The sequence below is a fragment of the Burkholderia sp. Ac-20384 genome (genome assembly GCF_017104605.1).
GTDB classification, from domain to species: domain Bacteria; phylum Pseudomonadota; class Gammaproteobacteria; order Burkholderiales; family Burkholderiaceae; genus Burkholderia; species Burkholderia lata.
The window spans coordinates 1-12,572 of sequence record NZ_JAAGPE010000272.1; the positions used below are offsets into that span (position 1 = coordinate 1).

Here is a 12,572-nt window from a genome sequence, read left to right on the forward strand (position 1 = left end):
TCGGGCGTCTCGCCGTGTTGCGGCAGCCGAACGTCACGCATCTCGCGGCGACGCGCATCGTCGCCGAAACGCAGTCGGGCACGCTGCTGCTCGAAGACGACGAGCGCGGGCTGCTGCTCGATTTCCGCACGCTGATTCTCTGTTGCGGCGCACGTGAGCTGCTACTGCCGTTTCCGGGCTGGACGCTGCCGGGTGTCACTGGTGCAGGCGGCTTGCAGGCGTTGATCAAGTACGGCCTCGACGTGCGCGGGCAGCGCACGATGATCGCGGGCAGCGGGCCGCTGCTGCTGGCGAGCGCGGCGACGGCCCGTCAGGCCGGCGCACGCGTGTCGCATGTGCTCGAACAGGCCGCGTGGGGCGACGTGGCCGGTTTCGGGGCGGCGCTGTGGCGCTGGCCGTCGAAGCTCGTGCAAGCCGCGAAGCTCGTCACCGCCGCCTATCGGCCCGATGCGCATGTCGTCGAAGCGTTCGGCGACAAGCGGCTCGAACGCGTGCGGATTCGTCAGGGCGAGCGCGAGTTCGAGGTCGACTGCGACCGGCTCGCGTGCGGCTTCGGCCTCGTGCCGAATACCGTGTTGCCGAATCATCTCGGCTGCCGGATCGACGACGGCGCGGTGGCGGTCGATTCGCACCAGCGCACGAGCCGCGACGGGGTTTTCGCGGCGGGTGAGTGTACGGGTGTCGGCGGTAGCGAACTGGCGATGGTCGAGGGTGAAATTGCCGGTTGTGCGGCGACCGGGCAGACCACGCAGTTGGCAGCACTCGTTGCGCGACGAGCACACTGGCAGGCATTTTCGGATGCCGTACGCGAGCGTTTTGCGATTCGCGAACCGATCCGCCGGCTCGCGCGGCCCGACACGCTGCTGTGCCGTTGCGAGGACGTGCGTTTCGATGCAGTCGCGCATGCTCCGGGCTGGACGGCCGCGAAACTGCAGTCACGCTGCGGGATGGGTGCGTGCCAGGGGCGCGTGTGTGGTGCGGCTGCGCACGCGCTGTTCGGCTGGACGCCGCCGGTGCCGCGTACGCCGCTCGTGCCCGCACGGGTCGGCACGCTGATGCTGGATGGCACGGCATCGTGCGACGGCGCGTGATGCATCACGGCATCACGGCATCACGGCATCACGGCATCACGGCCCGGCTGACACCGGGCCGCGCTATTCATTCCACCTTCACTTTCTCCCATCCGCCGACCTGCGGGGCTGCACAGGCACGCAGGCACTCGATCGTCGCGGCCACGGCCGCGCGATTCGCGCTGTCGGGGTGCCAGTACATCGACACCGCGCCCTGGCCTTCGAGCTGCATCGGCAGGATCCGGATCGCGTTCAATTGCGCGAAGCGCTGCGCAGCACGATACGACGCGACGCCGAGCAGGTCGGTGTTGTTCAGCAGCGTGAGGTTGAGGATCGACGAATTCGATTCGACGCAGTGCGGCGGCCGTACCCGGCCGGCGGCCGACAGCGCGGCCTCCAGCGCATTGTGCACGGGGGTGCCCGACGGCCACACGATCCACGAGTAGGCGAGCACGTCGTCCCAGCCGACCGACGTCGCCCCGGCGAGCGCATGGTCGGGCCGTGCGACGAACACGACCGGATCGACATACAGTGCTTCGGCATGCAGCAGCGGATCGACGAATGTCGATCCGGAACGGCCCACGACGATATCGAGTTCGCTGCGTGCGAGCTGCGGCATCAGCTGGTTCATCGTGCTTTCGGTCATCCGAACCTGTGCGCGCGGCATCCGTTTCAGCAGTTGCGACACCGCGAGCGGCACCGTGTCGGCCGCCGCCACGCCCGACGTGCCGATCGTCACGAGGCCGCTGCCGCCTTCCCGCAGCGCGGCCATGTCGTCGCGCGCGACGTCGAGCTGCGCTTCGACGCGGCGCGCATGCTCGATCAGTGCTTCGCCGTACGACGTCGGCCGCAGGCCGCGCGCATGCCGCTCGAACAGCGGCAGCCCGACATCCTCTTCCAGCTCCTTCAGCCATTTCGACAGCGCGGGCTGCGTGGTCGCGAGTGCGACCGCAGACTGGCTCAGATTGCCGGTGCCGGCAAGGCTCAACAGTACCTGCAGATGCCGCAGTCGCAGCCGGTGGGTCCAGTCCATCGCATGCCTCGTCGCGAGTAGGTATATCCAGAACTATATGAATCAGATGATTTGACCATTTTACCGGGTATGTCTGGGTCGAATATAAATCACCTAACGGACTGCCGCATGGTCCTCGCCCCGACATAGCGCCGACGCCGATCGGCCGACTCCAAGGAGACATCATGACGACCCACCCGGACGCGTCGCGCGCCGCCTACTACGCACGGATCGCCGAGCAACGCCTGGCGCCGCTGTGGGAATCGCTGCACAACCTCGTGCCGAAATCCCCGCAGCCGGCCGCGCAGGCTGCGATCTGGAAGTACGCGCAGGTGCGCGACCTCGTGATGCAGGCCGGCAGCGTGATCAGCGCGGAAGAAGCCGTGCGCCGCGTGCTGGTGCTGGAGAACCCGGGGCTGCCGGGCAAGTCGAGCATGACGCCGACCCTGTACGCGGGCCTGCAGCTGATCCTGCCGGGCGAGATCGCGCCGAGCCACCGGCATACGCAGTCGGCGCTGCGCTTCATCGTCGAAGGGTGCGGCGCGTGGACGGCCGTGAACGGCGAGCGCACGACGATGCATCCGGGCGACTTCATCATCACGCCGTCTTGGGCGTGGCACGACCACGGCAACCCGTCGGAGGAAGCGGGCGGCGAACCGGTCGTGTGGCTCGACGGGCTCGACATTCCGCTGCTCGCGAACCTCGACGCAGGCTTCGCGGAGAACTACCCGGAAGCCGAGCAGCCCGTGAATCGCCCGGAAGGCGACAGCTTCGCGCGCTTCGGTCACAACATGGTGCCGGTGCGGCATCGCGTGAGCGATCCGACGTCGCCGGTGTTCAGCTATCCGTATGCCCGTACCCGCGAAGCGCTCGACGCGCTGTACCGGAACGGCGAGCTCGACGCATGGGACGGCGTGAAGCTGCGCTACGTGAACCCCGCGACAGGCGGCTGGCCGATGCCCACGATCGCCACCTTCATGCAGTTCCTGCCTGCCGGTTTCGACGGCCGTACGTACCGCAGCACCGACGCGACGATCTACTGCGTCGTCGAAGGCAGCGGCACCGCGCACATCGGCGGCAACGCATTCGAATTCGAGCCGCACGACATTTTCGTCGCGCCGTCGTGGGTGCCCGTGCGGCTGTCTGCGTCGTCCGACAGCGTGCTGTTCAGCTACTCCGACCGGCCCGTGCTGTCCGCGCTGAACCTGCTGCGCGAAGCGCGCGACTGACGCCGGCCCTTTCAACGACTCGTTTCCCGTTTCCCGTGCGTCGCCGCCGCGGCGCGCCCCCCTTCATTCGTATTTACGCTGGAGCCACTCATGACTTTCGTTTTCCCGCCTGAAGCGCCCGTAGCGCTCCCCGTTGCCGGCAGCGACGCGCAGTTCGCGGTGCGCCGTGTGTATTGCGTCGGCCGCAACTACGCGGCTCATGCACGCGAAATGGGCTTCGATCCCGATCGCGAGCCGCCGTTCTTCTTCTGCAAGCCGGCCGATTCGATCGTGCCGGTTGCATACGGCGAAACGCTCGATCTCGCGTATCCGGCGCAGACGTCGAACTATCACTACGAAGCCGAACTCGTCGCGGTGATCGGCAAGGGCGGCTCGGACATTCCGCTCGAGCGCGCGCTCGAACACGTGTGGGGCTATGCGGTCGGCCTCGACATGACGCGCCGTGACCTGCAGATGAAGATGCGCGAAATGGGCCGGCCGTGGGAGATCGGCAAGGCATTCGACCGTTCGGCGCCGATCGGGCCCGTGCATCCGGCAAGCGACGTCGGTCATTTCGAACAGGGCGGCCTGTGGCTGACCGTCAACGAGGCGACGAAGCAGAAGAGCGACGTGTCGCACCTGATCTGGTCGGTTGCGGAAACGGTGGCCGACCTGTCGAAGTTCTTCCGCCTCGAACCGGGCGACGTGATCTTCACGGGCACGCCCGAAGGCGTCGGCGCGGTGGTCGCGGGCGATGTGATGAAGGTCGGCGTCGAACGGCTCGGCGAACTGACCGTGCGCGTGGTCTGACGCATCTTCCTCGAAAGGCGACATCGTGCAACTGCATAGCTTCTTCAACAGTTCGACATCCTACCGGGTGCGTATCGCGCTCGCGCTGAAAGGGCTGCCGTACGACACGCTGCCGGTGAACATCCGTACCGGCGAGCATCGCGAGGCGGCCTACGTCGCGAACGTGAACCCGTCGGCCGCGGTGCCGGCACTGGTCGACGGGGATTTCCGTCTCGGGCAGTCGCTCGCGATCCTCGACTACCTCGACCAGATCCAGCCGACGCCTCGACTGATTCCGCTCGAACTGCGCCAACGCGCCCGCGTGCTGGAACTCGCGACGCTGATCGCATGCGACATCCATCCGGTCAACAACCTGCGCGTGCTGCGCTATCTCGACAGCGAGCTGAAGGTCACGCCGCAGCAGAAGACCGCGTGGTACCGGCACTGGATCGCGGAAGGGATGGCCGGCGTCGAACGGCTGCTCGCGCGTGCGGACGAGGGCCCGTGGTGCTTCGGCGACACGCCGACGCTCGCCGACGTATGCCTCGTGCCGCAGGTCGCGAACGCGTTGCGGATGGACTGCGACCTGAGTGCGTATCCGCGCAGCCTCGCAGTGTTTGAACACGCGCGGCACGAGCCGGCATTCGAGGTCGCGCAACCGCAGCGACAACCGGATTACGTCGCGTAACACAAAGCAGGAGACAGACATGGGCGAGACAAAAGACAACGGCCGGCGCGTGCTGGTAATCGGCGGCGGCATCGGCGGGCTCGCGACGGCGCTCGCGCTCGCGCGCCAGGGCATTCGCGTGAAGCTGCTCGAACAGGCAGACCAGATCGGCGAGATCGGCGCGGGGATCCAGCTGGCGGCGAACGCGTTCAACGCGCTCGACGCGCTGGGTGTGGGCGAGGCTGCGCGCAGCCGGGCGGTGTTCACCGACTGGCTGCAACTGATGGATGCGGTCGATGCGCGCGAGGTTGCGCGCATCGATACGGGCGCCGCGTACCGCGAGCGCTTCGGCAATCCGTATGCGGTGATTCATCGCGCGGACATTCACCTGTCGGTCTATGAGGCGGTCAAGGATCATCCGCTGATCGAATTCCGGACGAGCACGCAGGTGTGCGGCTTCGAGCAGGACGGCAACGGCGTGACCGTGACCGACCAGCACGGCGAACGTTATCGCGCCGATGCCGTGATCGGCTGCGACGGCGTGAAATCCGCGATCCGTCATGCGCTGATCGGCGACGCGCATCGAGTGACGGGCCACGTCGTGTATCGCGCGGTGGTCGACGTCGACAACATGCCGCAGGATCTGCAGATCAATGCGCCGGTCGTGTGGGCCGGCCCGCATTGCCATCTCGTCCACTATCCGCTGCGTGGCGGACGGCAGTACAACCTCGTCGTCACGTTCCACAGCCGCGAACAGGAAACCTGGGGCGTGCGCGAGGGCAGTAAGGAAGAAGTGCTGTCGTACTTCGACGGCATCCATCCGCTGCCGAAGCAGATGCTCGACCGGCCGACGTCGTGGAAGCGCTGGGCGACCGCCGATCGCGATCCGGTCGAACGCTGGAGCGAGGGCCGTGCGACGGTGCTCGGCGACGCCGCGCATCCGATGACGCAATACATCGCGCAGGGCGCGTGCCAGGCGCTCGAAGATGCGGTGACGCTCGGCGCGGCCGTCGCACAGACCGACGGCGATTTCGAAGCGGCGTTCGCGCTGTACGAGCGCGTGCGGATTCCGCGCACCGCGCGCGTGCTGTATTCGGCGCGCGAGATGGGGCGGATCTATCACGCGAAGGGCGTCGAGCGGCAGGTGCGCAACGGGCTCTGGGTCGGCCGCACGCAGGCGCAGTTCTACGACGCGCTCGACTGGCTGCACGGCTGGCGCGCGGAGGATTGCCTGAAGTCCGTCGCGTAACGCGGCGCGGTTGGCCCGATTCCGGCGGCGCGCATTTCAACGACACGACGCGCGACCGCCTTCCTGGAGGAGACACCATCATGGCCGATACGCTGTCCATCGACGTCAGCGAATGGATCGACCGGCATCGCGTTGCGCCGTTTCAGGCCGCGATCGTCGCACTGTGCTTTCTGATCGTCGCGATCGACGGTTTCGATACCGCCTCGATCGGTTTCATCGCCCCCGTCATCCGCGCGGAATGGGGGCTGTCGCCCGCGCAACTCGCACCGGTGTTCGGCGCGGGGCTCGCCGGGCTGATGGCCGGCGCGCTCGTGTTCGGGCCGTTCGGCGACCGGTTCGGCCGCAAGCGGCTGCTGCTCGCCTGCGTGGCGTGCTTCGGCATCGCGAGCGCCGCGTCGGCGAGCGCCGGTGGCCTGACCGAGCTGATCGCGTGGCGCTTCGTGACCGGGCTCGGGCTCGGCGGCGCGATGCCCAATGCGATCACGCTGACGTCCGAATACTGCCCGGCGCGGCGCCGTTCTCTGCTGGTGACGACGATGTTCTGCGGCTTCACGATCGGCTCCGCGCTCGGCGGGCTCGCGGCCGCGTCGCTGATCGAACACCACGGCTGGCGTTCGGTGCTCGTCGTCGGCGGGGCGGCGCCGCTGCTTCTGCTGCCGGTACTTGCGTGGCGGTTGCCGGAATCGGTGCGCTATCTCGTCAACACCGGCGCGGCGCGCGAGCGGATCGCGGCGATGCTCGGTCGCATCGCGCCGGATCCGCATCTTGCGAACGCGTCGTTCATCGCGCCCGCCGGCAAGCCGGCCGGGTCGCCGCTCGGCCGCCTGTTCAGTGCCGACCTGCTGCGCGGCACGCTGCTGTTGTGGCTCACGTTCTTCATGAGCCTGCTCGTGATCTACCTGCTGTCGAGCTGGCTGCCGACGCTGCTGCGCACGACCGGCGCGACGTTGCAGACGGCCGCGCGCGTGACCGCGATGTTCCAGGTCGGCGGCACGCTCGGCGCGATCGTCCTCGGCGGGTTGATGGACCGTTTCGACCCGCATCGCGTACTGGCCTGCAGCTATGCGGCGGCCGGTGTATTCGTCGCCGCGATCGGCGTGTTTGCCGGATCGCCGTGGGGCGCCGCACTTGCAGTGTTCGCGGCCGGCTTCTGCGTGTCGGGTTCGCAGGTCGGCGCGAACGCACTGTCGGCCGCGTTCTATCCGACCGAGTGCCGCACCACCGGCGTGAGCTGGGCGAACGGGATCGGCCGTGGCGGCTCGGTCGTCGGGTCGATGGCGGGCGGCGCGATGCTGGCGATGGGCGTGCCGTTGTCGACTGCGTTTGCCGTCGTCGCGGCGCCGTGCGTGATCGCGGGGATGGCGGTGCTGGCGCTCGGCGTGGTCCGTGCCGGTGCGGCGCGCATGCCTGCCGCGAAGGCGATTGCGGGCGAGCAGGCCTGAGTGAAGGAGGGCGCAAGGCCGCCTGTCGGCAAGCGGCGGGGAGTATCATTATATAAATCAATATAATATTGATTCTTTAATTGTTTCCCCGCCCCGATGAACGACGATCTTTCCACCGGGTTGCCGGACCCCGACCAGATGCGCGCGGCCGCCGAATCGGCCTGCGCGCTGCTCAAGGTGCTGTCGAATCCTGACCGGCTGTTGCTGCTCTGCGAACTGTCCCAGGGCGAACGCTGCGTGAGCGATCTCGAGACGGCGCTGGATATCCGCCAGCCGACGCTGTCGCAGCAGCTCGGCGTGTTGCGGGACAACGTGCTGGTTCGCACACGCCGCGACGGCAAAAACATCCACTATTCGCTCGACAGCCCGGCCGCGATCGCGGTGATGGGCGTGCTGTATGAACAGTTCTGCGGCCCGGCCGCGAAGGGGCGGCGCGATGCAGCTTGATGCGCTTCATTTCACGCCGTGGCTGTCGCTGGCCGGTGGCGTGCTGATCGGGTTCGCGGCCGCGTGGCTCGTCGCGTTCAACGGCCGGATTGCCGGCATCAGCGGCATCGTCGGCGGTCTGTTCACCGCGCGCGCCGGTGAGCGCGATTGGCGCGCCGCATTCGTCGCCGGGCTGATTGCCGCACCGCTCGTGATGTACGTCGCCGGGAACCGCCTGACGCCGCAGGTCGACGCAGGCTGGGTCGAACTGGTGGCGGCCGGGCTGCTGGTCGGCGTCGGCACGCGGTACGCGGGCGGCTGCACGAGCGGTCACGGCGTGTGCGGGATGTCGCGCGGTGCGCTGCGCTCGGTGGTCGCGACCGTGGTCTTCATGGTCGCGGGCTTCGTGACCGTCTTCGTGCGACGGCACGTACTGGGAGGCTGACATGCAGGCAGGATTCGCGTTTCTGGCGGGGCTGCTGTTCGGCGTCGGCCTCATCGTGTCGGGCATGGCCAATCCGCAGAAGGTGCTCGGCTTCCTCGACCTGGCCGGCCGTTGGGATCCGTCGCTCGCGTTCGTGATGGCCGGCGCGACGGGCGTGGCCGTGTTCGCGTTCGCCTGGGCGAAGCGCCGGACGCGGACGTGGCTCGGTTTGCCGATGCAGTTGCCGGCCGTGCGGGCGATCACCGTTCGGCTGGTTGCGGGAAGTGCCGTGTTCGGCATCGGCTGGGGGATCGCCGGGTTCTGCCCGGGGCCCGCGATTGTGTCGATCGGCTTCGGGTCGGCGAAGGGGATCGTGTTCGTCATCGCGATGCTGGCCGGGATGGCGGTGTTCGAGTGGCTCGAGCGGCGCAGGAGTGCGCGGTGAGGTGATGGCCGCCGCGTGCCAAGCAAGCGGTGGCGGTTGATCGGTCAAGGCCGGTCGATCTGCATGAGCGCGGCCGAACCGGATCGCGTCAGATCTCCATCGGATGATGCGGTGTTAGCCTGACGCTTCTCCTTGACGCAGCAAGTCGCGATTTCACGAATGCTCGCGCGCACGATGGCCGCCGCGCATCCTCTCGGACAGCCGGCGCAGGGCCGCACGCCATCCCGCGAGCACGCCGGGCTGTCCGGCCGGCTCCACGATCGCCGTGCTGACCGCACCCGTGCCGCCGGCCGACAGCACCACGTGGCCGGCCGTCTCGAGCGTCAGGCATTCACCTTCGTCGAGCAGGCGGCGAATGTGCTGCGGCGCGTCGGGCAGCCAGTCCAGCCCGCCGTGGCGCAGCGTGACTGCCAGCGCGCCATCGAGCACGATCACCTGGCTCCCCTTGTCGAACCACGCAAAGTGGCTTTGCCCGGCGTCGAGCCGGATGTGATGCGTTTGCATGGCGATTCCTTTTCCCGGTTGCGCGGCCTCGCGACGGCGAGGCGACAGCGTGCAATCAGGTTAGGGAAACGGGCCTCGGCACGACAGATTCAGGGGCCGGGAATCTGTTGCGGTGCAGACGACGATTTTGCGTCGCTGTATCGGTGGGTTTCCCCGGAATCTGTATCTGGCGTGCGATCGGCCACGCGAGCACGATCGGCTGCATGACACCTTTCACCGATTCATCCCGCCCGCCCTTGCCGATGGGCGGCGAACCGCTTTACGAACGGCTCGCCGAGCATTACCGCCGCATCATCGCGGCCGGTACGCTGTCGCCCGGCGACCGGATGCCATCGGTGCGCGCGTTCATGGCCCAGCACGGCGTGAGCCTGTCGACCGCGATCCAGGCGTTCCGGCGGCTCGAGGATACGGGCTGGTGCGAGGCGAAGCCGCGCTCCGGCTACTTCGTGCGGCGCCGCGCGGCGGTTGCGCTCGCAACGCTGCCGGAAAGCGACGGGCCGCCGCTGAGCGTCGAGCCGCCGTTCGCGGGCCTGCACGAGCGCGTGTCGCGCGTGATCGACCGTGCAAACGCGGCGCCCGATGCGCTGAATCTCGGCGGCGCGTCCGCGCTGGCCACGCTGTATCCGGCCGAGCGCCTGCAGGCGCTCGCGATCCGGCTGTTGCGGCGCAAACCCACGTTGCTGACCGACGCGGGGCCCGTCGGCGGTTCGCCCGAGTTCCGGCAGACGATGGCCAAGCGCGCGCTGTCGTATGGCGTGACGGTGACGCCGGACGACGTGATGTCGACGAGCGGCGGCGTCGATGCCGTGAATCTCGCATTGCGCGCGGTGGCGCGCCCCGGCGACACGATCGCGATCGAATCGCCGGCCTTCTTCGGCTTGATCCAGTTGCTCGAAAGCCTCGGCTTGCGTGCGCTCGAAATCCCGGCCAGCCCGACAACCGGCCTGTCGATCGAGGCACTCGAAGTGGCGCTGACCGCGTACCCGGACATTCGGGCCGTGGTCGTCGTGCCGAACCTGCAGAACCCGCTCGGCTGCGTGATGCCCGACGAGCGCAAGGCCGCGCTCGTCTCGCTGTGCTCGCGCCATGGCGTGGCCGTGATCGAGGACGAGCCTTATCGCGAGCTCGTCGAGGCGCCGCAGCCGGTCAAGCCGGTGAAGGCATGGGACCGCGACGGCACGGTGATCTACTGCCCGTCGTTCAACAAGGTGCTGGCTCCCGGGATGCGGCTGGGCTGGATCAGCGCGGGGCGCTGGCACGCGCGCGTGAAGATGCTGAAGTTCGCGCACAGCCGGCACAACGCCGCGTTGCTGCAGGCCGTTGCGGCCGAATTCGTCGGCTCGGGCGCGTTCGATCGCCATCTGCACCGGTTCCGCGAACAGTTGCGCGTGCAGCGCGACGTGACGATTGATGCGATTGCACGGCATTTCCCGGCCGGAACCCGGATGAACCAGCCGCCGGGCGGGATGCTGCTGTGGATCGCGCTGCCGGACGGCGTGCGCTCGGAGCCGCTGTTCGACGCCGCGCTCGCGCACGGAGTCAGGATCGCGCCCGGCTCGATCTTCTCGAATTCCGACCGCTTCGACGGCTATATCCGGCTCGCTTGCACGCGCGTGTTCGATGCGGCGCACGAAGCGGCATTCCAAACGCTCGGCCGCCTCGTACGGGAAGCCACCGCGGCCACGTAAGCGCGGTGTCGGCCGGCCGGGCCAGCGAATGCTCAAGCCCACCGGTTTTCCGAGCCACCGACGCGGCAAGCCGCCGCCATTTCATCGGCTGGCCGAATGCGTGGCGAGGTGCTGGCGGATCAGCGACAGGTAACGATCGCCGACCGAGAAATCGCGTGCGGCGCGCGGCCGTTCGGCCTGGCGCAGCGTGGCCGGTGCGCTCATGCCCAAATACCGGCAGACGGCGGACGGGAAGGGCTTGCGCGTATGCCCGAGCTGGCGAGCCGCGCGCTCGACGCGGGCATCGCCGACCTGGGCGCGGAGCCACGCCAGCACTTGGCGATCGGCTTCGTTGACGATACGGACCAGATGTTCCATCGCGCACCTCACTGTTCATAAATACAGTACTGTAAATATAACCAGTGTTTGCGGCGGCCGCAAGCGGGTGCGCGTGGGGCTGGCCGTTCGGCCAGGGTCAGCGGGCCGGTACGGCGGTTCGCGTGATCCGGCCAGCAGGGGCCGCGGGCGCCACGGGGGCGGCAACCTTCGTATAGCGCGCGTCGGTCAGCGTGCCGAGGAACGCGACGATGTCGTCGATTTCCGCGTCGGTCAGCGCGGGCGGCGTGCCGGGCCGGCGGTTCATCGGCGTCGAGTTGACGTTGATGTTGCCGCGATAGGCGGCCGGCACGTCGTCGAACGTTCTGGCCCCGTGATACCAGAAGCCCGGGTCCGTCGAGCGCGTGTTGTAGAACGCGACCGCATCGCGCAGCGTCGTGAACACGCCGTTGTGCATGAAGGTCTGCTTGACCGCGACGTTGCGCAGCCCCGGCGTGCGCAGGTAGCCGCACCATTGCGTCGGCTCGGGCCAGCGCAGCCGCCGTGCGGTGTCGCACAGTCCGTTGTCGAAATGGCGCGGATCGCGGTTCGCCGGCAGCGCGCGGTTGCGCGGCACTGCGATCGCGTCGTAGCCGAAATCGGTAAAGAGCGAACGCTCCGGGCGGCTCGACGTCTCCGACAGCGTATGGCAGCTCATGCAGTTGCCCTTGTCCGGATTCCGGAACAGCGCGAGGCCGCGCATCTCGGCCGGCGCGAGCGGCTTGCGCGTGCGCAGGAACGCGTCGAAGCGCGACGTGAACGGCGCCATCTCGTCGCTCTGCAGATAGGCCTCGACGGCCAGGCCCATCGCACGCACCAGTTGCTCGGGATCGCGCCGCACCGACGCGCCGAAGCGAGCGGCGAGATCGGGCGCGAGCTCGGTCGCGTCGACCTTGCGCAGCAGCGCGGCCGGCGACCGGTTGTTCATCTCGTTCGGATCGAACAGCGGCCCGCGGATCTGCTCGGCGAGCGTATCCGCGCGGCCGTCGCTGAACAGGCCGCCGAACGGCGACGGTGCGGGCGCGTCGTCGTCCTGGTAGAAGTGGCGGCGCGGCACGTAGCGCACATAGAGCAGCGACGGGGCGTTGCGCTGGCTGAAGCGTCCGGGCCGGCTGCCTTCCGGCACGCCCGGCCCCGCGAGCGAGGCGGCCGACAGCGTCGGCGCGAACGCGCTGGCTCGAACACACGCTGCGCCATGCCGCGCATGACGACGACATCGACTGGATCGTCGTGCAGATGCACCAGGACGCGCTCAGTTCGTCGAAGACGGGCAACGGTTCGGACAAGGGCATTC

General features: G+C 68.3%; 13 protein-coding genes and 1 pseudogene. 10 read left to right on the forward strand and 4 right to left on the reverse strand.

Going from position 1 to position 12,572, the window contains the following annotated elements; genetic code table 11:
- On the forward strand, positions 1–1,091 hold a 1,091-nt coding region (locus G3O00_RS33280), incomplete at its 5' end, for an FAD/NAD(P)-binding oxidoreductase (protein ID WP_206145529.1).
- 67 nt (positions 1,092–1,158) lie between these two features.
- Here G3O00_RS33280 and G3O00_RS33285 read toward each other — a convergent pair.
- Entirely contained in the window at positions 1,159–2,103 is a 945-nt protein-coding gene (locus tag G3O00_RS33285; RefSeq protein ID WP_206145530.1) for a LysR substrate-binding domain-containing protein, read from the reverse strand.
- 164 nt (positions 2,104–2,267) lie between these two features.
- Here G3O00_RS33285 and gtdA point away from each other — a divergent pair, with 164 nt between their 5' ends.
- From gtdA to G3O00_RS33325, 8 genes are all read left to right on the forward strand, one after another.
- Entirely contained in the window at positions 2,268–3,311 is a 1,044-nt protein-coding gene (gene gtdA / locus G3O00_RS33290; protein WP_206145531.1) for a gentisate 1,2-dioxygenase, read from the forward strand.
- A gap of 90 nt (positions 3,312–3,401) precedes the next feature.
- Positions 3,402–4,100 (forward strand): fumarylacetoacetate hydrolase family protein, encoded by a 699-nt coding sequence (locus tag G3O00_RS33295; protein ID WP_174932290.1) that lies wholly within the window; start codon positions 3,402–3,404, stop codon positions 4,098–4,100.
- A gap of 25 nt (positions 4,101–4,125) precedes the next feature.
- A complete protein-coding gene (maiA, locus tag G3O00_RS33300; protein ID WP_174932292.1) occupies positions 4,126–4,767 on the forward strand; it encodes a maleylacetoacetate isomerase in 642 nt (213 codons plus the stop codon).
- Between the two features lie 19 nt (positions 4,768–4,786).
- Complete coding sequence (locus tag G3O00_RS33305) at positions 4,787–5,995, forward strand: 3-hydroxybenzoate 6-monooxygenase (protein WP_206145532.1); 1,209 nt, start codon at positions 4,787–4,789, stop codon at positions 5,993–5,995.
- An 80-nt stretch (positions 5,996–6,075) separates the two neighbouring features.
- Positions 6,076–7,437 carry an aromatic acid/H+ symport family MFS transporter gene (locus tag G3O00_RS33310; protein WP_206145533.1) on the forward strand — a complete coding sequence of 454 codons (1,362 nt, stop codon included), beginning with the start codon at positions 6,076–6,078 and terminating at the stop codon, positions 7,435–7,437.
- Positions 7,438–7,533: 96 nt separating this feature from the next.
- Positions 7,534–7,884 carry a metalloregulator ArsR/SmtB family transcription factor gene (locus G3O00_RS33315; protein WP_206145534.1) on the forward strand — a complete coding sequence of 117 codons (351 nt, stop codon included), beginning with the start codon at positions 7,534–7,536 and terminating at the stop codon, positions 7,882–7,884.
- Positions 7,874–8,308: a YeeE/YedE family protein gene (locus G3O00_RS33320; protein ID WP_206145535.1), complete on the forward strand. Its 435-nt coding sequence runs from the start codon at positions 7,874–7,876 to the stop codon at positions 8,306–8,308. Before G3O00_RS33315 ends, G3O00_RS33320 begins: the two co-directional genes overlap by 11 nt.
- Before the next feature lies 1 nt (position 8,309).
- Positions 8,310–8,732, forward strand: a complete 423-nt coding sequence (locus G3O00_RS33325) for a DUF6691 family protein (protein WP_206145536.1) — start codon at positions 8,310–8,312, stop codon at positions 8,730–8,732.
- A 153-nt stretch (positions 8,733–8,885) separates the two neighbouring features.
- On the opposite strand, the gene G3O00_RS33330 is transcribed toward G3O00_RS33325, so the two are convergent.
- On the reverse strand, positions 8,886–9,236 hold the full coding sequence (locus tag G3O00_RS33330; RefSeq protein ID WP_206145537.1) for a hypothetical protein: 351 nt from the start codon (positions 9,234–9,236) through the stop codon (positions 8,886–8,888).
- A gap of 203 nt (positions 9,237–9,439) precedes the next feature.
- Between G3O00_RS33330 and G3O00_RS33335 the strand changes: the two genes are divergently transcribed.
- Complete coding sequence (locus G3O00_RS33335; protein WP_206145538.1) at positions 9,440–10,924, forward strand: PLP-dependent aminotransferase family protein; 1,485 nt, start codon at positions 9,440–9,442, stop codon at positions 10,922–10,924.
- An 81-nt stretch (positions 10,925–11,005) separates the two neighbouring features.
- Here G3O00_RS33335 and G3O00_RS33340 read toward each other — a convergent pair whose 3' ends face one another.
- Together G3O00_RS33340 and G3O00_RS33345 are read right to left on the reverse strand one after the other, a co-directional pair.
- Positions 11,006–11,281, reverse strand: a complete 276-nt coding sequence (locus G3O00_RS33340) for a hypothetical protein (protein WP_011355479.1) — start codon at positions 11,279–11,281, stop codon at positions 11,006–11,008.
- 97 nt (positions 11,282–11,378) lie between these two features.
- Positions 11,379–12,449 (reverse strand): annotated as a pseudogene (locus G3O00_RS33345) (cytochrome c peroxidase); the annotation flags it as partial.
- Positions 12,450–12,572 lie beyond the last annotated feature (123 nt).

Coding starts and splice junctions, on each gene's coding strand:
- G3O00_RS33330 (WP_206145537.1), bottom strand. CDS start 9,236: ATGCAAACGCATCACATCCGGCTCGACGCCGGGCAAAGCCACTTTGCG.
- G3O00_RS33310 (WP_206145533.1), top strand. CDS start 6,076: ATGGCCGATACGCTGTCCATCGACGTCAGCGAATGGATCGACCGGCAT.
- G3O00_RS33305 (WP_206145532.1), top strand. CDS start 4,787: ATGGGCGAGACAAAAGACAACGGCCGGCGCGTGCTGGTAATCGGCGGC.
- G3O00_RS33340 (WP_011355479.1), bottom strand. CDS start 11,281: ATGGAACATCTGGTCCGTATCGTCAACGAAGCCGATCGCCAAGTGCTG.
- G3O00_RS33285 (WP_206145530.1), bottom strand. CDS start 2,103: ATGGACTGGACCCACCGGCTGCGACTGCGGCATCTGCAGGTACTGTTG.
- G3O00_RS33335 (WP_206145538.1), top strand. CDS start 9,440: ATGACACCTTTCACCGATTCATCCCGCCCGCCCTTGCCGATGGGCGGC.
- G3O00_RS33320 (WP_206145535.1), top strand. CDS start 7,874: ATGCAGCTTGATGCGCTTCATTTCACGCCGTGGCTGTCGCTGGCCGGT.
- G3O00_RS33295 (WP_174932290.1), top strand. CDS start 3,402: ATGACTTTCGTTTTCCCGCCTGAAGCGCCCGTAGCGCTCCCCGTTGCC.
- gtdA (WP_206145531.1), top strand. CDS start 2,268: ATGACGACCCACCCGGACGCGTCGCGCGCCGCCTACTACGCACGGATC.
- G3O00_RS33315 (WP_206145534.1), top strand. CDS start 7,534: ATGAACGACGATCTTTCCACCGGGTTGCCGGACCCCGACCAGATGCGC.
- G3O00_RS33325 (WP_206145536.1), top strand. CDS start 8,310: ATGCAGGCAGGATTCGCGTTTCTGGCGGGGCTGCTGTTCGGCGTCGGC.